At 45.7% G+C, this 15,145-nt stretch carries 17 protein-coding genes and 1 riboswitch; of the genes, 2 read left to right on the top strand and 15 right to left on the bottom strand.

All coding sequences use genetic code 11. The features are described 5' to 3' along the window. Positions 1–52: 52 nt before the first annotated feature. From ACHUFW_RS15670 to moaA, 8 genes are all read right to left on the bottom strand, one after another. Positions 53–1,171 (bottom strand): ABC transporter ATP-binding protein, encoded by a 1,119-nt coding sequence (locus ACHUFW_RS15670; protein ID WP_394204281.1) that lies wholly within the window; start codon positions 1,169–1,171, stop codon positions 53–55. Then, the gene (modB, locus tag ACHUFW_RS15665; RefSeq protein WP_394204339.1) at positions 1,152–1,832 is read right to left on the bottom strand and encodes a molybdate ABC transporter permease subunit; all 681 of its coding nucleotides are present in this window, start codon (positions 1,830–1,832) and stop codon (positions 1,152–1,154) included. The genes ACHUFW_RS15670 and modB overlap by 20 nt, the downstream gene beginning before the upstream one ends. 3 nt (positions 1,833–1,835) lie before the next feature. Beyond that, positions 1,836–2,600, bottom strand: coding sequence for a molybdate ABC transporter substrate-binding protein (gene modA, locus ACHUFW_RS15660; protein ID WP_394204338.1), 765 nt, complete (start codon positions 2,598–2,600; stop codon positions 1,836–1,838). Positions 2,601–2,666: 66 nt separating this feature from the next. Next, positions 2,667–3,134 (bottom strand): molybdopterin synthase catalytic subunit MoaE, encoded by a 468-nt coding sequence (gene moaE / locus ACHUFW_RS15655; protein ID WP_394204280.1) that lies wholly within the window; start codon positions 3,132–3,134, stop codon positions 2,667–2,669. A 1-nt stretch (position 3,135) separates the two neighbouring features. Further along, positions 3,136–3,387: a molybdopterin synthase sulfur carrier subunit gene (moaD, locus tag ACHUFW_RS15650; protein WP_394204279.1), complete on the bottom strand. Its 252-nt coding sequence runs from the start codon at positions 3,385–3,387 to the stop codon at positions 3,136–3,138. An 18-nt stretch (positions 3,388–3,405) separates the two neighbouring features. Next, positions 3,406–3,837 (bottom strand): cyclic pyranopterin monophosphate synthase MoaC, encoded by a 432-nt coding sequence (gene moaC, locus ACHUFW_RS15645; protein ID WP_394204337.1) that lies wholly within the window; start codon positions 3,835–3,837, stop codon positions 3,406–3,408. Positions 3,838–3,955: 118 nt separating this feature from the next. Continuing rightward, positions 3,956–4,474, bottom strand: a complete 519-nt coding sequence (gene moaB, locus ACHUFW_RS15640; protein ID WP_394204278.1) for a molybdenum cofactor biosynthesis protein B — start codon at positions 4,472–4,474, stop codon at positions 3,956–3,958. A gap of 80 nt (positions 4,475–4,554) precedes the next feature. After that, the gene (gene moaA / locus ACHUFW_RS15635; RefSeq protein ID WP_394204277.1) at positions 4,555–5,535 is read right to left on the bottom strand and encodes a GTP 3',8-cyclase MoaA; all 981 of its coding nucleotides are present in this window, start codon (positions 5,533–5,535) and stop codon (positions 4,555–4,557) included. Beyond that, a riboswitch (molybdenum cofactor riboswitch) is annotated at positions 5,523–5,658 on the bottom strand. It overlaps the preceding gene by 13 nt. A gap of 224 nt (positions 5,659–5,882) precedes the next feature. On the opposite strand from moaA, the gene ACHUFW_RS15630 reads away from it, so the two are divergent. Both ACHUFW_RS15630 and ACHUFW_RS15625 read left to right on the top strand, forming a co-directional pair. Then, a complete protein-coding gene (locus ACHUFW_RS15630; RefSeq protein WP_394204276.1) occupies positions 5,883–7,532 on the top strand; it encodes an electron transfer flavoprotein-ubiquinone oxidoreductase in 1,650 nt (549 codons plus the stop codon). 406 nt (positions 7,533–7,938) lie between these two features. After that, positions 7,939–9,855, top strand: coding sequence for a methyl-accepting chemotaxis protein (locus ACHUFW_RS15625; protein ID WP_394204275.1), 1,917 nt, complete (start codon positions 7,939–7,941; stop codon positions 9,853–9,855). A 61-nt stretch (positions 9,856–9,916) separates the two neighbouring features. Here ACHUFW_RS15625 and ACHUFW_RS15620 read toward each other — a convergent pair whose 3' ends face one another. The 7 genes from ACHUFW_RS15620 to ACHUFW_RS15590 form a co-directional block, all read right to left on the bottom strand. Continuing rightward, positions 9,917–10,315: a DUF4870 domain-containing protein gene (locus ACHUFW_RS15620; protein WP_394204274.1), complete on the bottom strand. Its 399-nt coding sequence runs from the start codon at positions 10,313–10,315 to the stop codon at positions 9,917–9,919. Beyond that, positions 10,315–11,004, bottom strand: a complete 690-nt coding sequence (locus ACHUFW_RS15615) for an MOSC domain-containing protein (protein WP_394204273.1) — start codon at positions 11,002–11,004, stop codon at positions 10,315–10,317. Before ACHUFW_RS15615 ends, ACHUFW_RS15620 begins: the two co-directional genes overlap by 1 nt. A gap of 25 nt (positions 11,005–11,029) precedes the next feature. Next, positions 11,030–12,487: a sensor domain-containing diguanylate cyclase gene (locus ACHUFW_RS15610; RefSeq protein WP_394204272.1), complete on the bottom strand. Its 1,458-nt coding sequence runs from the start codon at positions 12,485–12,487 to the stop codon at positions 11,030–11,032. Positions 12,488–12,760: 273 nt separating this feature from the next. Continuing rightward, positions 12,761–13,606, bottom strand: coding sequence for a PfkB family carbohydrate kinase (locus ACHUFW_RS15605; RefSeq protein ID WP_394204271.1), 846 nt, complete (start codon positions 13,604–13,606; stop codon positions 12,761–12,763). A 97-nt stretch (positions 13,607–13,703) separates the two neighbouring features. Further along, the gene (locus ACHUFW_RS15600; RefSeq protein ID WP_394204270.1) at positions 13,704–14,105 is read right to left on the bottom strand and encodes a GNAT family N-acetyltransferase; all 402 of its coding nucleotides are present in this window, start codon (positions 14,103–14,105) and stop codon (positions 13,704–13,706) included. After that, positions 14,105–14,653: a GNAT family N-acetyltransferase gene (locus tag ACHUFW_RS15595; protein WP_394204269.1), complete on the bottom strand. Its 549-nt coding sequence runs from the start codon at positions 14,651–14,653 to the stop codon at positions 14,105–14,107. Before ACHUFW_RS15595 ends, ACHUFW_RS15600 begins: the two co-directional genes overlap by 1 nt. 5 nt (positions 14,654–14,658) lie before the next feature. Continuing rightward, positions 14,659–14,943 (bottom strand): putative quinol monooxygenase, encoded by a 285-nt coding sequence (locus ACHUFW_RS15590; protein WP_394204268.1) that lies wholly within the window; start codon positions 14,941–14,943, stop codon positions 14,659–14,661. Between the last annotated feature and the right edge of the window lie 202 nt (positions 14,944–15,145).

Here is a 15,145-nt window from a genome sequence, read left to right as displayed (position 1 = left end):
TGATTAGCAAGAGAAACAGTGACTCTGCTCCCCTATCCTGCTAACGACCAAACTATGCGTCTAAATCTGTTTCAAGAATCTGAATTAATTCAGATTTTAATGCGACTTCTGTGGCCACGCCTGGGGCAAGATTGAGTTTTTGCGCCAAGTGCAGTGGCACCTCGGCATTCAACTGGTGTTTAACGCCTTGCATGCTCGCCACTATCCGCACCGACTCCCCCATCACCAACATAGAATCAATGGTAATATCGAGCTTATTAAAACTACGGCACAAGCGCCCTTTAGTGATCGAATTAAAGCGCACACCTTGATTGGGGATCACCCAGCGCACTTTCGCGCCCACATCTAGTTGCTCGATATAACTCGAAGCAATCAGGTGCTCACCAAATTTAAGCCAGGTGATCTGGCGCTCGGTTTCCTGAGCAACCACATAGGCATCGAATATATTGCGCAGACCCATCTGTTTAGCAACCGCTTCATTACGCGGTTTGGTTAATACTTCTCTTGGCGGACCTTGCTGCAGCAGTTTACCTTGGCTGATCAAAATCATTTTATCAGCCAATAACATCGCTTCATTAAGATCGTGGGTCACCATGATGACAGGGATAGATAACTGCTCTTTCAGCCGAGCCAGTTCCAAATACAACCTTTCACGCGTCTCTCTATCAACCGCACTAAACGGTTCATCCAGCAGTAACACCGATGGTTCACGGGCCAATGCACGGGCTAGTGCGACCCTTTGGCGCTGACCACCGGATAAATTTGCCGGCAGCCGCTCTGGCAAGCCATGCAAATTCACTCGCTCTAACCAAGTGCGCGCTCGCGCTTCTCGTTGCGCCTTAGGAATATGGTCAAGTGCAGCAATGACATTCTCTAATGCACTTAAATTGGGAAACAGTCCAAAATGCTGTGGCACGTAACCTAGGTGGCGCTGTTGAGGAGTCAAAAACTGTTTATTGTCACTACTAAACCAGATTTGTTCACCATAACTGATTTCGCCTTGCTCAGGCTTATTCAAACCGGCAATCATGCGCAGTAACGTCGATTTACCGCCGCCAGAAGGTCCAACAACCGCCAGTAGCTCTCCGGCTTTGCAGCTGAACTCGGCGTGTAATTTAATAAACTTCTGCTGAGAAATTTGACAGTGAAGATCAGCGACCTGTTGTGCCACGGCCACCTCCCATTCGACGTGACAGGCTGGTTGTTAATGCCAAGGCCGTAATCGCAAATACCAATAGCACTAACGACATCTGTCCAGCACTGGCAAAATCAAATGCCTGAACACTGTCATAGATAGAAATAGCAATGGTCTTGGTTTCACCTTCGATATTGCCCCCCATCATCAATACCACGCCAAACTCACCTAATACATGGGAGAAACACAGCACTAACGCAGTTAACACACCAGGCCAAACAAGCGGAATTTCTATTTTTATCAACGCTTTAAGTGGACTCATACCACAGCAAGCTGCGGCATCTCGCACATCTTCTGGCACCGCTTCAAATGCGCGCTGAATAGGTTGAATAGCAAAGGGAATATTAACGATAACCGAAGCCACGACTAGGCCTGCAAAACTAAATACAAGTTGCTGACCAAATAACTGTTCAATCCACTGACCCAACCAAGACTGGCTTCCTAAGCCAACCAGCAAGTAGTAGCCAATCACAGTAGGTGGTAACACAAGTGGCACCATAATCAGTGCCTCGACCCAAGACTTTCCTCTAAAGTGACGATAGGCTAGCAGACGGCTAACAATGATTGAAAAAGGGATCAATATCAGTACGGTAACGGTACTGAGCTTGATTGAAAGCATTAACGCTTGCCAATCCATCAACTATGCTCCGCCATCGGGGTGAGTCGGCAATCCAAAGCCATACTTAACAAAAATCTCACCCGCACGCTGCCCTTGCAGGTAGTGGTAAAACTGCTTGGCAGTGTCACCGGCTTTATCGGTCAACACCATGCGCTGCAGCATCGGTGAATGCATCGATTCGGGCAACTCCACATAATGCGCGCTCGCCTTAAACTGCGGTGCAATGGCTAAAGATAACGCAACGATACCACCTTGAGTTGAACCACTTAAAGCAAACTGCGCCGCTTGCGAGACATTTTCACCATAGATAAGTTTAGGCTCAATGGTTTGCCATAAGCCTTGTTTAAGCAAGATCTCTTTTGCTCGCTCACCGTATGGAGCATGCTCAGGATTGGCAATGGCAAAACGCTTTATGTTGCCAGCTTGGAGCATCTGTTTAAGGCCATTAAGTTCGCTATCTAACACCAGTGGTGAGGATTTGGGGGCTGCAAGCGCCAAACGCCCAATGGCATACAGGGTGCCCGCTTCTTGGGTCACACCTAAGTTTTGCAACTGTTCAATATAACGCTCATCTGCTGATAGGAACAACTCAAAAGGCGCACCATGGCGAATTTGAGCGACAAAGTTTCCCGAAGAGCCGTAGGAAATCCTAACGCGCTTACCCGTTTCTTGAGTAAATGCACGATGAATTTCATCAAGGGCAAACTTAATATTTGCTGCCGCTGCAATCGCAGGCGTATCTGCCGCTAGCAGTGGAGATAACCCGCTACCCATCAACAATAACATGGCCAGTACGCCAGACTTAACCCAACCGAAAAATGATTTCACCACCGTGGCGACCACTCCCCTAAATTAACGCTTTTCCCACATTTTAGCGGCTTGTTCATCGGCATCTTTGGCTTCTACCCAATTAGCCCCTTTATCACCCGCCTCTAACTTCCAAAATGGCGCTTTTGTCTTTAAGAAATCAATCAGGAATTCACAGGCTGCAAATGCCGCTTTACGATGGGCACTCGTCACGCCAATAAATACGATTTGCTCGCCTAAAGCCATCGTGCCGACACGATGAATAATGGTGACATTATTAAGCGGCCAGCGCTCACGGGCCTCAGCTGCAATCTGATTCAATACCGCTTCAGTCATTCCCGGGTAATGCTCTAAGGTCAAATCCGTCACGACGCTGCCATCATTAAAATCGCGCACTTTACCCACAAATGTTACGGCTGCACCATCGCTGTTATCTGCGGCAATCAATCCGTACTCGTGAGCAACGTCGAAATCTTGTGTTTGTACCCGTACAACATTTAATTGTGAGGTCACATTAACCTCCAGTTACAGGTGGGAAAAAGGCCACTTCATCACCATCCTGCACAGGGGTGTCCCAGCTGCTAATGGTCTGATTAACTGCCACCAACAATTTATCTGAAGCAAGCACCTTGCCCCATTTGTCATCTTTAGCGGCCAGTTGAGCTCGTAACCCTTCGGCAGTGTTGTTCGTGTCACTAGCCTCAATCGCTACACTACCTTCACCTAGCAGCTCACGTACTTGTGCAAAAAATAATACATTTATCATCTATCTATACCTTGGCTGTTACGCTTTAAAGTGACCAGATTTACCGCCACGTTTTTCAGTCAAACGTGTTTGGGAAATAATCATATCTTTCTGTACTGCTTTGCACATATCGTAAATCGTCAATGCCGCTACAGACGCTGCTGTTAGCGCCTCCATTTCAACACCGGTTTTACCTGAAAGCTTACATAAACTGGTAATATGAACACGATTATGTTCAGGCTGAGCCACTAAATCTACTTCTACTTTGGTCAGCATAAGTGGGTGACATAGCGGGATTAAATCCGACGTCTTTTTAGCCGCTTGAATACCAGCGATACGGGCTGTTGCGAACACATCACCTTTATGATGTGAGCCACTCATGATCATCGCTAATGTTTCAGGAGCCATTTCAACAAAGGTTTCAGCACGAGCTTCACGCTCAGTCACATTCTTTTCAGTGACATCAACCATGTGAGCGTTGCCGTCTGCATTGATATGGGTAAATTCATTACTCATGGGTTTGTAAGCCTTAATTTGTAGTTCAATGTGCGCCTATCGCAGTGTAGCCGATATTATCAGGGTAAAACGATTACACCTGCTTGACATGCATCACGAAATTGCAGGGTCGATGGGTTGCATCAAGTTGTTCTTTGATGATTTTGTTCCAGCCAGTTCGACAAGCACCTGTTGAACCCGGCAAACAAAAAATGGCAGTTTGATTTGCAAAACCACCCAATGCCCGAGACTGCACCGTCGACGTGCCAAGCTCAGTATAGGTAATGTGACGAAACAGCTCGCCAAAGCCTTCAATCTCACGGTCAAACAAAGGTTTCACCGATTCAGGGGTGTTGTCTCTAACGGTAAAGCCGGTACCACCAGTTGTTAAAATCACCTGCACATTATCATCGGCGACCCATTGAGAAATGACAGAGCGAATCAGATACTTGTCATCTTTTATCAATTTACGGTCAACTAATTGATGCCCAGCCTGTTGTAAAGCATCCTGCAAAAACTGTCCCGATGTATCTTGACTTAAATCACGCGAATCTGACAGGGTTAACACAGCGATATTGAGCGGTGTAAACTCAGTCGTACTACAATGTCCCATAACTAAATTCTCACAAATGAATTGATGTAAAACTGTGAAGTGAACAGGCAGCTGCTGAGCACAGAATGCTCAGCAATAACTTATCCGCCAATCGAGGCTAAGTGCTTGGTTACGCCTGTAATGCCATCATGTAGAAAATGAGTCTCTTTCTTTTGTGCTAACTGACCATGTAATCGCTCGACTAACTCAGCTCGCTGCTCATGATGTTGCAGCAGATCGCGTAAATCGAGGCCACTTTCAGTGAATAAACAAAGGTGTAACTTGCCTTTTGCAGAGACGCGTAATCGATTACAGCTGGCGCAAAAGTTTTTCTCATAAGGCATGATCAAACCGATACGACCTTTGTAGTCATGGTGGCTAAAGTTTTGCGCTGGACCATCATCTGCCGCCGCACGGTCCATTTGCCAACCTTCGGCATAAAGACGTGACTTAATATCTGCGCCAGCTAAATGATGAGCTTGGAAATAGTCTCGCCCTAAACCGGTTTCCATTAACTCAATAAATCTAAGGTCAATGGGGGTATTTTTAATCCAATGCAAAAATCTTGGTAGATCTTTATCATTGAGATCTTTTAGCAATACCGCATTAATTTTGACTCGCTCAAAGCCGGCTTCTAACGCGGCATCGATACCGCGCATGACCTGGTCAAATTTGTTCTCGCCAGTAATTTGATAAAACATGCGTGGATCTAAACTATCCACCGACACGTTAATGCGGCGTAAACCGGCATCAAACCATTCTTGTGCATGTTTTTCTAAGCGATAGCCATTTGTTGTGGTAGCAATAGTGTCGATATTGTCATTGTCAGCAACAATACGAATAATATCGCTAAAGTCTTTGCGCAGCGTGGGTTCACCACCTGTGATGCGGATTTTCTTAGTACCGACCTCAGAAAACGCGCCGACAAGATTCTCAATTTCATTGAGTTCAAGAAACTTAGGTTTACCGTCTGGGCGGTAACCATCTGGCAGGCAGTATGTGCATTTGAAATTGCAAACGTCGGTAACTGACATTCGCAAATAGTGAAATCTTCGACCAAAATTGTCTTGTAGTTGAGACATGATCACCTTTCCAAGTAAGGGGAGGTGAGTCAATTTCTTTTCTCACCCCGGTGGCGTTATTGCCACGGCTAACAGTCCTTATCTTAGGGACGTAGGACTAGAAGCTCGGAGAACCGTCAACTTCAATTATAGGCAGATTTAGCCTGTTGCTGAAAGTAAAAACAGCAAAATACTTGCGCTGGCCCCCTTGGCCGTTAATTTTTTGTGACACCGCTCACGAAGGTTAATCGACAGAATTTGCACTCAAGCACTGCTTAAACTCTGTGCTATCTTTGGTTTTTCAGGTAAGGTGAACACACAAACTAAAACACCCGTTTCAATCGGGGGACGTAACAAGAGGTGAAGTGATGGAACGCGAATCAATGGAATTCGACGTCGTAATCGTCGGCGCAGGACCTTCAGGTCTCGCAACAGCATGCAGGCTAATGCAGGTCGCGCAAGACAGCGACAAAGAACTAACCGTTTGTGTTGTTGAAAAAGGTTCAGAAGTTGGCGCCCATATCCTATCTGGCGCAGTGTTTGAGCCCAAAGTACTGTCTGAATTATTTGATGACTGGCAAGAGCGTGGCGCACCACTGCATACCCCAGTCACTGACGATGAACTGCATATGCTCAGTTCAGCAACAGCCTCCCGCGCCATGCCTAATGCATTTATCCCAAAAACCATGCACAACGATGGCAATTACATTATTAGTGTCGGTAACTTAGCCCGTTGGTTAGCGGAACAAGCTGAAGCCTTGGGCGTAGAAATATTCCCAGGCTTCCCCGCAAGCGATCTGCTTTATCACGAAGATGGCAGCGTTAAAGGTATCATCATTGGCGATATGGGCGTCGGTGAAGATGGCCAACCTAAAGATAGCTATGAGCCAGGTATGGAGCTACACGCAAAATATACCGTCTTCAGTGAAGGTTGCCGTGGCCACTTAGGTAAACAGCTCATCGACAAGTATCACCTAGATAATGGCCGTACACCGCAACATTATGGACTGGGTTTTAAAGAAATTTGGAAAATCCCCAGTGAACAACATCATCAAGGTAAAGTCGTTCACACCGGTGGCTGGCCATTGGTCGATGGCGCCTCAGGGGGCGGATTCTTATATCACCTTGAGGACAACCAAGTCGCTGTTGGTCTGATTGTAGATCTCAACTACCAAAACCCGCATTTAAGCCCATTTGATGAGTTCCAGCGCTATAAGACTCACCCGACCATTGCCAAACACCTTAACGGTGGTGAGCGCATTAGTTACGGAGCCCGCGCAATTACCAAAGGTGGACTTAATTCACTACCTAAAATGAGCTTCCCTGGCGGTTTAATTGTGGGTTGCGATGCCGGCACACTCAATTTTGCCAAAATTAAAGGCACTCACACGGCAATGAAGAGCGGCATATTGGCTGCGGAAACGATTTCCCATGCACTACATGCCGGCGTAGATGGCGGCAAAGATCTCGATTGTTATCAAGAACGCTTTGAGAAGAGCTGGCTGCAAGAGGAGCTATATTGCTCACGTAACTTCGGGCCAGCCATGCATAAATTTGGCGCCTATTTAGGTGGGGCATTCAATTATCTCGATCAAAACTGGTTTGGCGGAAAGTTTCCTATCACCTTGCGTGATGAAAAGCCCGACCACAGCCAAATGGCCGATGTGAATAGTTACAGCAAAATCGACTATCCAAAACCAGACGGTAAATTAAGCTTCGATAAGTTGTCATCGGTATATTTATCAAATACCTACCATGAAGAAGACCAACTTTGTCATTTACGCTTAAAAGACGCTAGCATCCCTATTGCTGTTAACTTGCCGCGATTTGATGAGCCCGCTCAGCGCTACTGCCCAGCAGGGGTTTATGAAGTGGTTGAGGACAATGGTGAAAACAAGTTCGTGATAAACAGTCAAAACTGTATTCACTGTAAAACCTGCGATATTAAAGATCCTAGTCAAAATATCACTTGGGTCACCCCAGAAGGCGGCGGTGGACCCAACTACCCGAACATGTAACCCACTTTGAGTTAATTTAGTCCAGTATCACAAAGCAACGTGAAAGCTTAGCCTTCACGTTGCTTTGTCTTTTATTAGCCAGCGTTTCAGTTTGTTACGGCATGAAATGATTATTTTTAAGCACAAAACACTAATGTAGTGATTTATTGACAGCCCAATAAAGTTTTTTGCTACTTTTTTGAACAAATTTGGTTGCTTTATTACAGTAAGCTACTCATAATCCGCGCCACTTAAAGAGACGTAGTAAGTCTAAATCGTCCAATTGCTGTCTGAAACACGTACCTATACCTCTACAAAAATAATCTATGCTTAGATGGGTAATACAATAACATCACTCATCTAGTGACCCATTAACTTATTGTGCAGCCAAAGCAAATGCACATAATTGATGCGAGCCAAACAAACTATGCAATTTAATAAGCTAACCATCAAACAAAAGATTTTGTTGACGGTAACCTTAGCCGTACTCTTGTCGACCATCTTGGTCGGAGTATTAGGTCAACGCAGCGCAAAGCAAGTTGTAGAACAGCGTATGCTTAACTCTGAGTTACCCAACATGCTGCAGCAGATCCGCAATAAAGTAGAGATGGATATTTCCAACTTGATGAATGCGGCACAGCAACTTGCCAGCAGCGAAATGTTAGCTCACTGGCTTGAAAATGATCGACCAGCCGATGAAGAGTCGTTGGTGATTAAACAGCTACGCGGTATTCAACAGCAGTATGGGCTCACACAAGCCTCTTTTGCCGATCGCGATACGGCGGCCTATTACACTCAAGATGGTTTCTTACGCATTCTTAACCCAAGCCAGGACGGCTGGTTTTTTGATTATAAGAATAGCCGTCAAGAACGTATGTTGAATGTGTTCACCGAAGCAAATGGTGAGGTCAAGCTGTTTGTTAATTATCAACAGCCCAATGGCCGCGGGCTAGTCGGGTTAGCTAAGTCGTTAGATGACATGGTTCAGCTTTTGGATTCGTTCAAAATAGAACAAACCGGGTTTGTGTATCTTGTCGATAGCCAAGGTCAGGTAAAGCTACATAAAGATACCTCACAGATGGACCGTGCCAACCTCGCTAGCTTATACCCTGATTCACAAACTAATAGTTTGTTAACTCGTAGCGATTTCAGTCTGATCACCACTGAATTAGCCGGTGAGTCGACCTTTGTCGCCACCAGCTATATTCCGTCTATGGATTGGTATATTGTGGCGCAGGTACCAGAAGCTGAAGTATTTGCTCTGCTGCAAGAATCTGCTTATCAAATCCTGATTTGGACCATCATTATTGCCGTGGCATTTATCCTACTCGCCTCTTTTGTTGCGAGCTCAGTCAGCCAGCCCATTGCTAAAGTGGCTGCGATGCTGCAAGACATTGGCGAAGGTGAAGGCGATTTACGCCAGCGCTTACCGGTTAACGGCAGTGATGAGCTAGGGCAACTGGCTAAAGGCTTTAACAGCTTTATTACTAAGATTCAGGCATCGATTGTTGAAGTCACCGATACCAGTGAGCAACTAAGCCAAGCAGCAAAAGCGGTTGCAAGTCAGGCACAACAAACTTTAGACGACAGCCAATTGCAAAAAGATCAAACCATGATGGTAGTGACAGCCATCAACGAAATGGGCGCCACGGTACATGAGATTGCAGGTAACGCAGCACAGGCGGCTGATAATGCCAAAGATGCCGACAATGAATCCAACACCGGACAAGAAGTCGTTACCCGAGCCCGGGGAACCATCAACCAGCTTTCTGATGATGTTGAACAAGTCGGTACCGTGATTGAATCACTGGCTACCCACACGACTTCTATCGGTAGCATTCTTGATGTGATTCGTGCGGTGTCTGATCAAACCAACTTGCTAGCGCTCAACGCCGCCATTGAAGCTGCTCGCGCAGGAGAGGCTGGCCGCGGATTTGCAGTGGTAGCAGATGAAGTCAGAGATCTTGCATCACGCACAGCGGCTTCAACCGATGAAGTGCAGAAAATGATCGATAATCTGCAAGCTGAAGCGAGCCGCGCAGTTGATGCAATGACCCAAAGCCGCAGTCGTAGCCAAGAGGGTGTGGCTGCTGTAGATGAAGCAAGCCAAACATTGACGGCAATTAGTGAACGCATTGGCTCTATCACTGATATGAACATTCAGGTGGCGGCGGCAACTGAAGAGCAATCAACCGTGGTAGAAGACATTAACCGTAATGTTACTGAAATCAGTGAAATTACTCAGCGAACAGCTGAAACATCCCATGCGGTAGCACAAGCTAGTGCCGATTTGAACGATTTAGCCCGCCGCCTAGACAGCCTAGTGGCCGGTTTTAAAGTTTAATTTCATACTTGGTATGAAACAAAAAAAGCCCGCAATTGCGGGCTTTTTGCTAAGGCGTACATTAACGCGGCTTTAAAAATTTAATCGTCAGCGGATACTGATAACTCTCACCCTCACTGGCTTTCATCGCCGCAATGATGGTTAGCACAATATCGGCAATGGCCAACACACCTAACAGGATAAAGCCGATACCAACAAACATTAAGATGGCAGCAATAAACGCATAGACCACCACGCTCAATTTAAAATTAATACAATTTCGACCACATGTATCGACAAAGGCGATTTCATCACGCTTCATCAACCAAACAATCAAAGGGCCTAAAATAGAGCCAAATGGGATCAGGTAACCTGAAAAGCTAGCTAAATGGACAGCAACGCCCATGTTTTTATCGTCTTTGGACAATGATGTTTGTAGATCTTCTGTCACTTGTATCTCTCCTTGAGCAGGCTCAACCATTACACGCCAAACAGGCGAATTTTCCAATTTTCAATCTTACGGCTATCAAGACGTTTAGCAAGACTTTGTCGCCATGACACCGCCAAGCCTTCAGCGGTCAGTAGTCGTTGATATTCTGCCTCATTAAATTCAGTACTAAAATAGATAGACATCGCTTGTTTGACCGAGATATCACTATGGCGTTCCACGCGCACAATACTGTCACCTTGATGAATATGTCCCGGCGTGAGCACCCGATAGAACCAGCCACACAAACTACTGGTTTGCATTGCTAAGGCAAACTCTGGATGACCAAACTGTTTATTGAGCTTGAAGCAAGGTGAGCGAGGCTGAGTAACCTGTAAGACCACGTCGCCAATTTGCACCACATCGCCAATGTTAACCATGGACTCATCAACACCGACTGTACTGATATTCTCACCCATGGCTGGTGCATCTTTAAAGCCAGTCATCATGTCCCAACGGCGGTATTGTCCATAATGTTCACGGGGAAAGTGATGCAATACCCGATCATTACCCCCATGGTGTTTCGGATCGGCCTGAGCATCCCCATCAACATTACCCGAATTCACCACTAAGAAGTCTCGGCGAGATTTTCCATTAATCCCACTGACAACGCCATCAAACGAACTCATTGTTTCGCCTGCATATAAACCCGATACACTGTCCGCTAATACTAACTGCGTCAAAACACATAACTCCCTTATTCGGTGACTAATGGGACAATACTACCTGATTTCTACCCAACTCTTTAGCCTGATATAGCGCGGTATCAGCTCTATTTAATAATTGGTCACGTTGCTCGTCGTGACGATAGCTCGCCACGCCGACGCTCACAGTCACCCGAACTTGATGACCATTAACTCTGATGGTTCGCTCAGCCACTTTATGACGTACCTGCTCTGCAAGTTCATTGGCTCGAGCCAGATCATAATCGGGCAATAACAATAAAAATTCTTCGCCACCCCAACGACACACTAATCCCTGTTTAGCGACCACATCCATCAAGGTATGACTAATAGATTGAATCACCAAGTCACCGATATTATGTCCATGACTATCATTAATCGCCTTAAAATGATCGATATCTAAAAGCACCAAACTAAGTGGTTGTTGGTTGGCGAGGCAGGTTTGCAAGGCTTGGGAGTAAGTACTATCAAAAGCTTGTCGATTGGCCACGCCAGTGAGTTTATCTGTAGAAGCCAACAGCTCTAAACGGCGTTGATAGCGGCCGAGTGTCATATTGGCTATCACAATGATAATAATGGTGACAGCAACACTGAGCATGATATTAAACCAGAAGGTATTCATCAGCTTTTGTTCACTTTCAACTTCATACTGCTCAACGATTAGATACCATTTGAATTCAGACACTAAACGACTATTTAAATAAATAGTCTTACCATCACGTTGATAAGTCAGTGATGCACTTGGACTGGTTAAAATACGGGTTGCATATTTAGTGAGACCTTGAGAACCCTGTAAAGACTGTCCGCCTTCGTACTCGGCGCCATGTAGCGTAACCTTGCCTTCGGTATCAACAAAATAAACTCGGCGGTTATAACGTTGTTGATACAGTTCAACCAGCTCTTTGACCTTATCAACTGCCAAGCCAACCCCCGTCACACCAATGAAATTACCATTAAAATCAAATACTTTATAATTTACATAAACCACGGTACGCGATTTGTCAGCGCTATCAGGATCGATGTTAACTTCATACAATTCATGGGCTGGCAACGAGCGTACTCTAAAGTACCAAGCATCATCTGGGTTGGTATCTTCAATCTGCTTTAATACCCCTGAAGAGTGATAATAGTTACGGGTTTTTTCTGAAATGAAAAAGCTGGTAACCGTATCATATTTGTCTTGTATCTCTTTTAGATAGCGGATCAATTTCTCTGGCTGCTGTTCTTGGTTTAGGGTCCAGTCACGCACAAAAGTATCGTGGGCCATTAGCGAGGAAATAAAAATTGGCCTAAGTAAATCTTGTTGTATTTCAGAGTAAATATTGTCACTGGTCAGCGGCAATGCATTATCTGCAATTTGTTCACGTAACGACTCATGGGCAACTTGGTAGCTTATAGCACTGGTGAGAACAAACGCGCCTAACAGCAAAATCGATAATATCCAGGTAAACTTGCGTTTATCACTCCAAACCGTACTACCCATAGCCACCCCAACATCTATCCGCTTACAAAACCTGTTATTTAACCTAAATGTAACCTAATTTAAACAAGAACACATTAGATTCTATTCTCTGCCTTCATGTAATACCAATCGGCATAAGAAAGTGATGTTGATAGTTAAGATAAAAAAAAGCCCTGATGGGGTTCAGGGCAAGAAGACGCTATTAATCAGCACAACTAAATCAACAAGCACGGGAGTACTGGTGGGCAAATTTAGCGGCATTTAATGACAGCTTAATGACAATATTAAAAAACGTTACTCAGATTCTGTCAGGTAGTGTTTGAGGGCTTGACCGGGAATAGAACTCTGAGTGGCCACCGCAAATGCTGACCAACGTGCGCCCTCCTGCATCGACTTCACAATATCCCAGCCTTGTACCTGGCCATGTAGTAACCCTGCAGCGTAGGCATCACCTGCACCAGTCGTATCCACCACTTCGGCCGGAATCGCATCAACATGGCGAGTTTGTTCAGCCTCATAGACCATTGCGCCTTGTTCACCATCGGTGACGATAAAATATTGCAGACTATCGCCCGCTATCGATAAGCCATACTCCCAAGGTGCTAACTCAGTACGCCCCTGCATATCGGTTTTAGAAGCAATTAAGATATGACACGGGCGAGGCCGTTCATCTTTAGCAAGCTGTGCCATTACAAGCGCGTGTTTTAATGCTGTTTTAGCCCAGCTTACGGCACCCGCAGCCGAAGAGTTGATATATAACGCATCCCAATACTGCCAAGAAGGCGGCGCAGCAAGCTCAAAAATCGGCCTTTCTGGGCGGATAATGGTCCGTTCACCATCCGGCGTCATCACCAACAACATTTCATTAGTATTGCCTTGATGACGTTGGATTAAATGACAATCTATGCCCTGTGTACTCGCTTCGGCAAGCAACCAGTCACCCACTTTATCGCGGCCAACCTCGCTCACTAAAGCAACACGATGACCTGCCCACGCGAGTCCCAGTCCGGTATTGGCACCACCGCCACCGAGACGCTGCCCACCATCTTGATAATGGAATCGCCCGCCTGTTTGCAGCGGTTTATTGAGCATTAAAATGCGGTCACAATTGAGATTGGCGACTAAGATTATGTTGGCCATGAAGACTCCAAAAGGTAACAGCAAGCACTGGCCCAAGGGCATGGATGTTAATAACGATTATTGCTGTTATACCAACTCACTACCGACACCACAACCATTATGCTTTAACGATATACATACCTTCGCTGGCAGGGCGGCTATATTGAAAACCAAATTTAAGATATAAAGCAGGCACATCTGCCATTAAGGTAATATAAGCTCCCGTTGGGGCTTGTGTATCTAAATACCCCATAATTGACTGCATCACTATCCGGCCAAAGCCCTTACCTTGAAACTGCGGATCAACGGCAATATCCACCACCTCAAAGTTAAGTGCGCCATCACCTACCACTCGCCCCATGGCAATGACCTGTTGCTCAACCACAACATGCACACCAAACAAACTGCGGGGTAAGCCTTTTTCTGCCGCCGCTCTGGGTCTTGGGGTCAAACCGGTAATCAATCGCAACCGCAGAAAATCTTCAACACCAACCACCTGCTCCACAACCTTATACTGCATTATGTCTCCAATTTCTGCTGCCATTCCCGCGCTAACATGGCATAACCATATTCACTGCCCCATTGACCCTTAAAGAAAATATTTTCACGCCAATGGGCTTCACGCCTGAACCCTAACGCCTCTAAAAGATGCCAACAAGCGGTATTTTCACAATCAGTAATGGCGATTACTCTGTGTTTATTCAATCTGTTAAATAGCCAAGAAAGGCAACCTGCTAACGCCTCTTTAGCCAAGCCTTGCTTTTGAAACTCCGGCGCTAGAGTAAAACCAATCTCCATTTGCTGCTCATCCACAAAATGCAAAGCGATATCACCGATTAATTGCTGTGTGTCATTGGCCACGATAGCGACTTGATACCAGTGCCCCACCTGAGCAAACGTTAGCTGCTGCATTTGCGCAAACAGTGCTTGCCCTTCGGCTAGCGTGTAATCATGCCAACTTTGATAACGAGCTACCTCAGCACATTGACGATAATGCACAAAAGGTTCTACATCACTCGCTTGAAATTGCCGCACAGATACTCGTGGACAACGAAATAAAACTGCCATAGTGATTAAGACTCACATAAGTAATATTGGCCACTTGGTGCCCCCGCAAACAACGGCATAACCGCTGCCATTTGCTCCTTCGGATAAGCCGCTAGCGAGTCCTGATGGGCCTGTTTTGACTGCCAATGCTCAATCACCATAAACTTGTCTGCAACGGCTTCATCTCTGAGCACTTGATAACCTAAGTTGCCTTCCGACTGGCAAATATGCTCCGCCAAGGATTGCAAAAAATCATACAGCTCATCTGACTTCCCTAGCGCTGCTTGAAAATGTCCGACTCGTACAATCATATACCTAACTCCATGTTATTAGTCACTACCAGCAGATTACACCCAACTGTGACTAGTTTTCCAATTGTGTTGTAAGCCATGTCGCACAGCCCTGTAAGCGATAGCAACTCTGCTCGATTAACCTCAACAGCTTCCTTCATAAATCAATGAAATAGTTACACAAAAATTCAGATAGCCGATATTTACTATTGAGCTTAATACT

Source organism: Shewanella waksmanii (assembly GCF_043643685.1).
Taxonomy (GTDB): Bacteria; Pseudomonadota; Gammaproteobacteria; order Enterobacterales; family Shewanellaceae; genus Shewanella; species Shewanella waksmanii_A.
The sequence above is the reverse complement of the archived record's forward strand: the minus strand, read 5'-3'. Positions and strand labels throughout refer to the sequence as shown.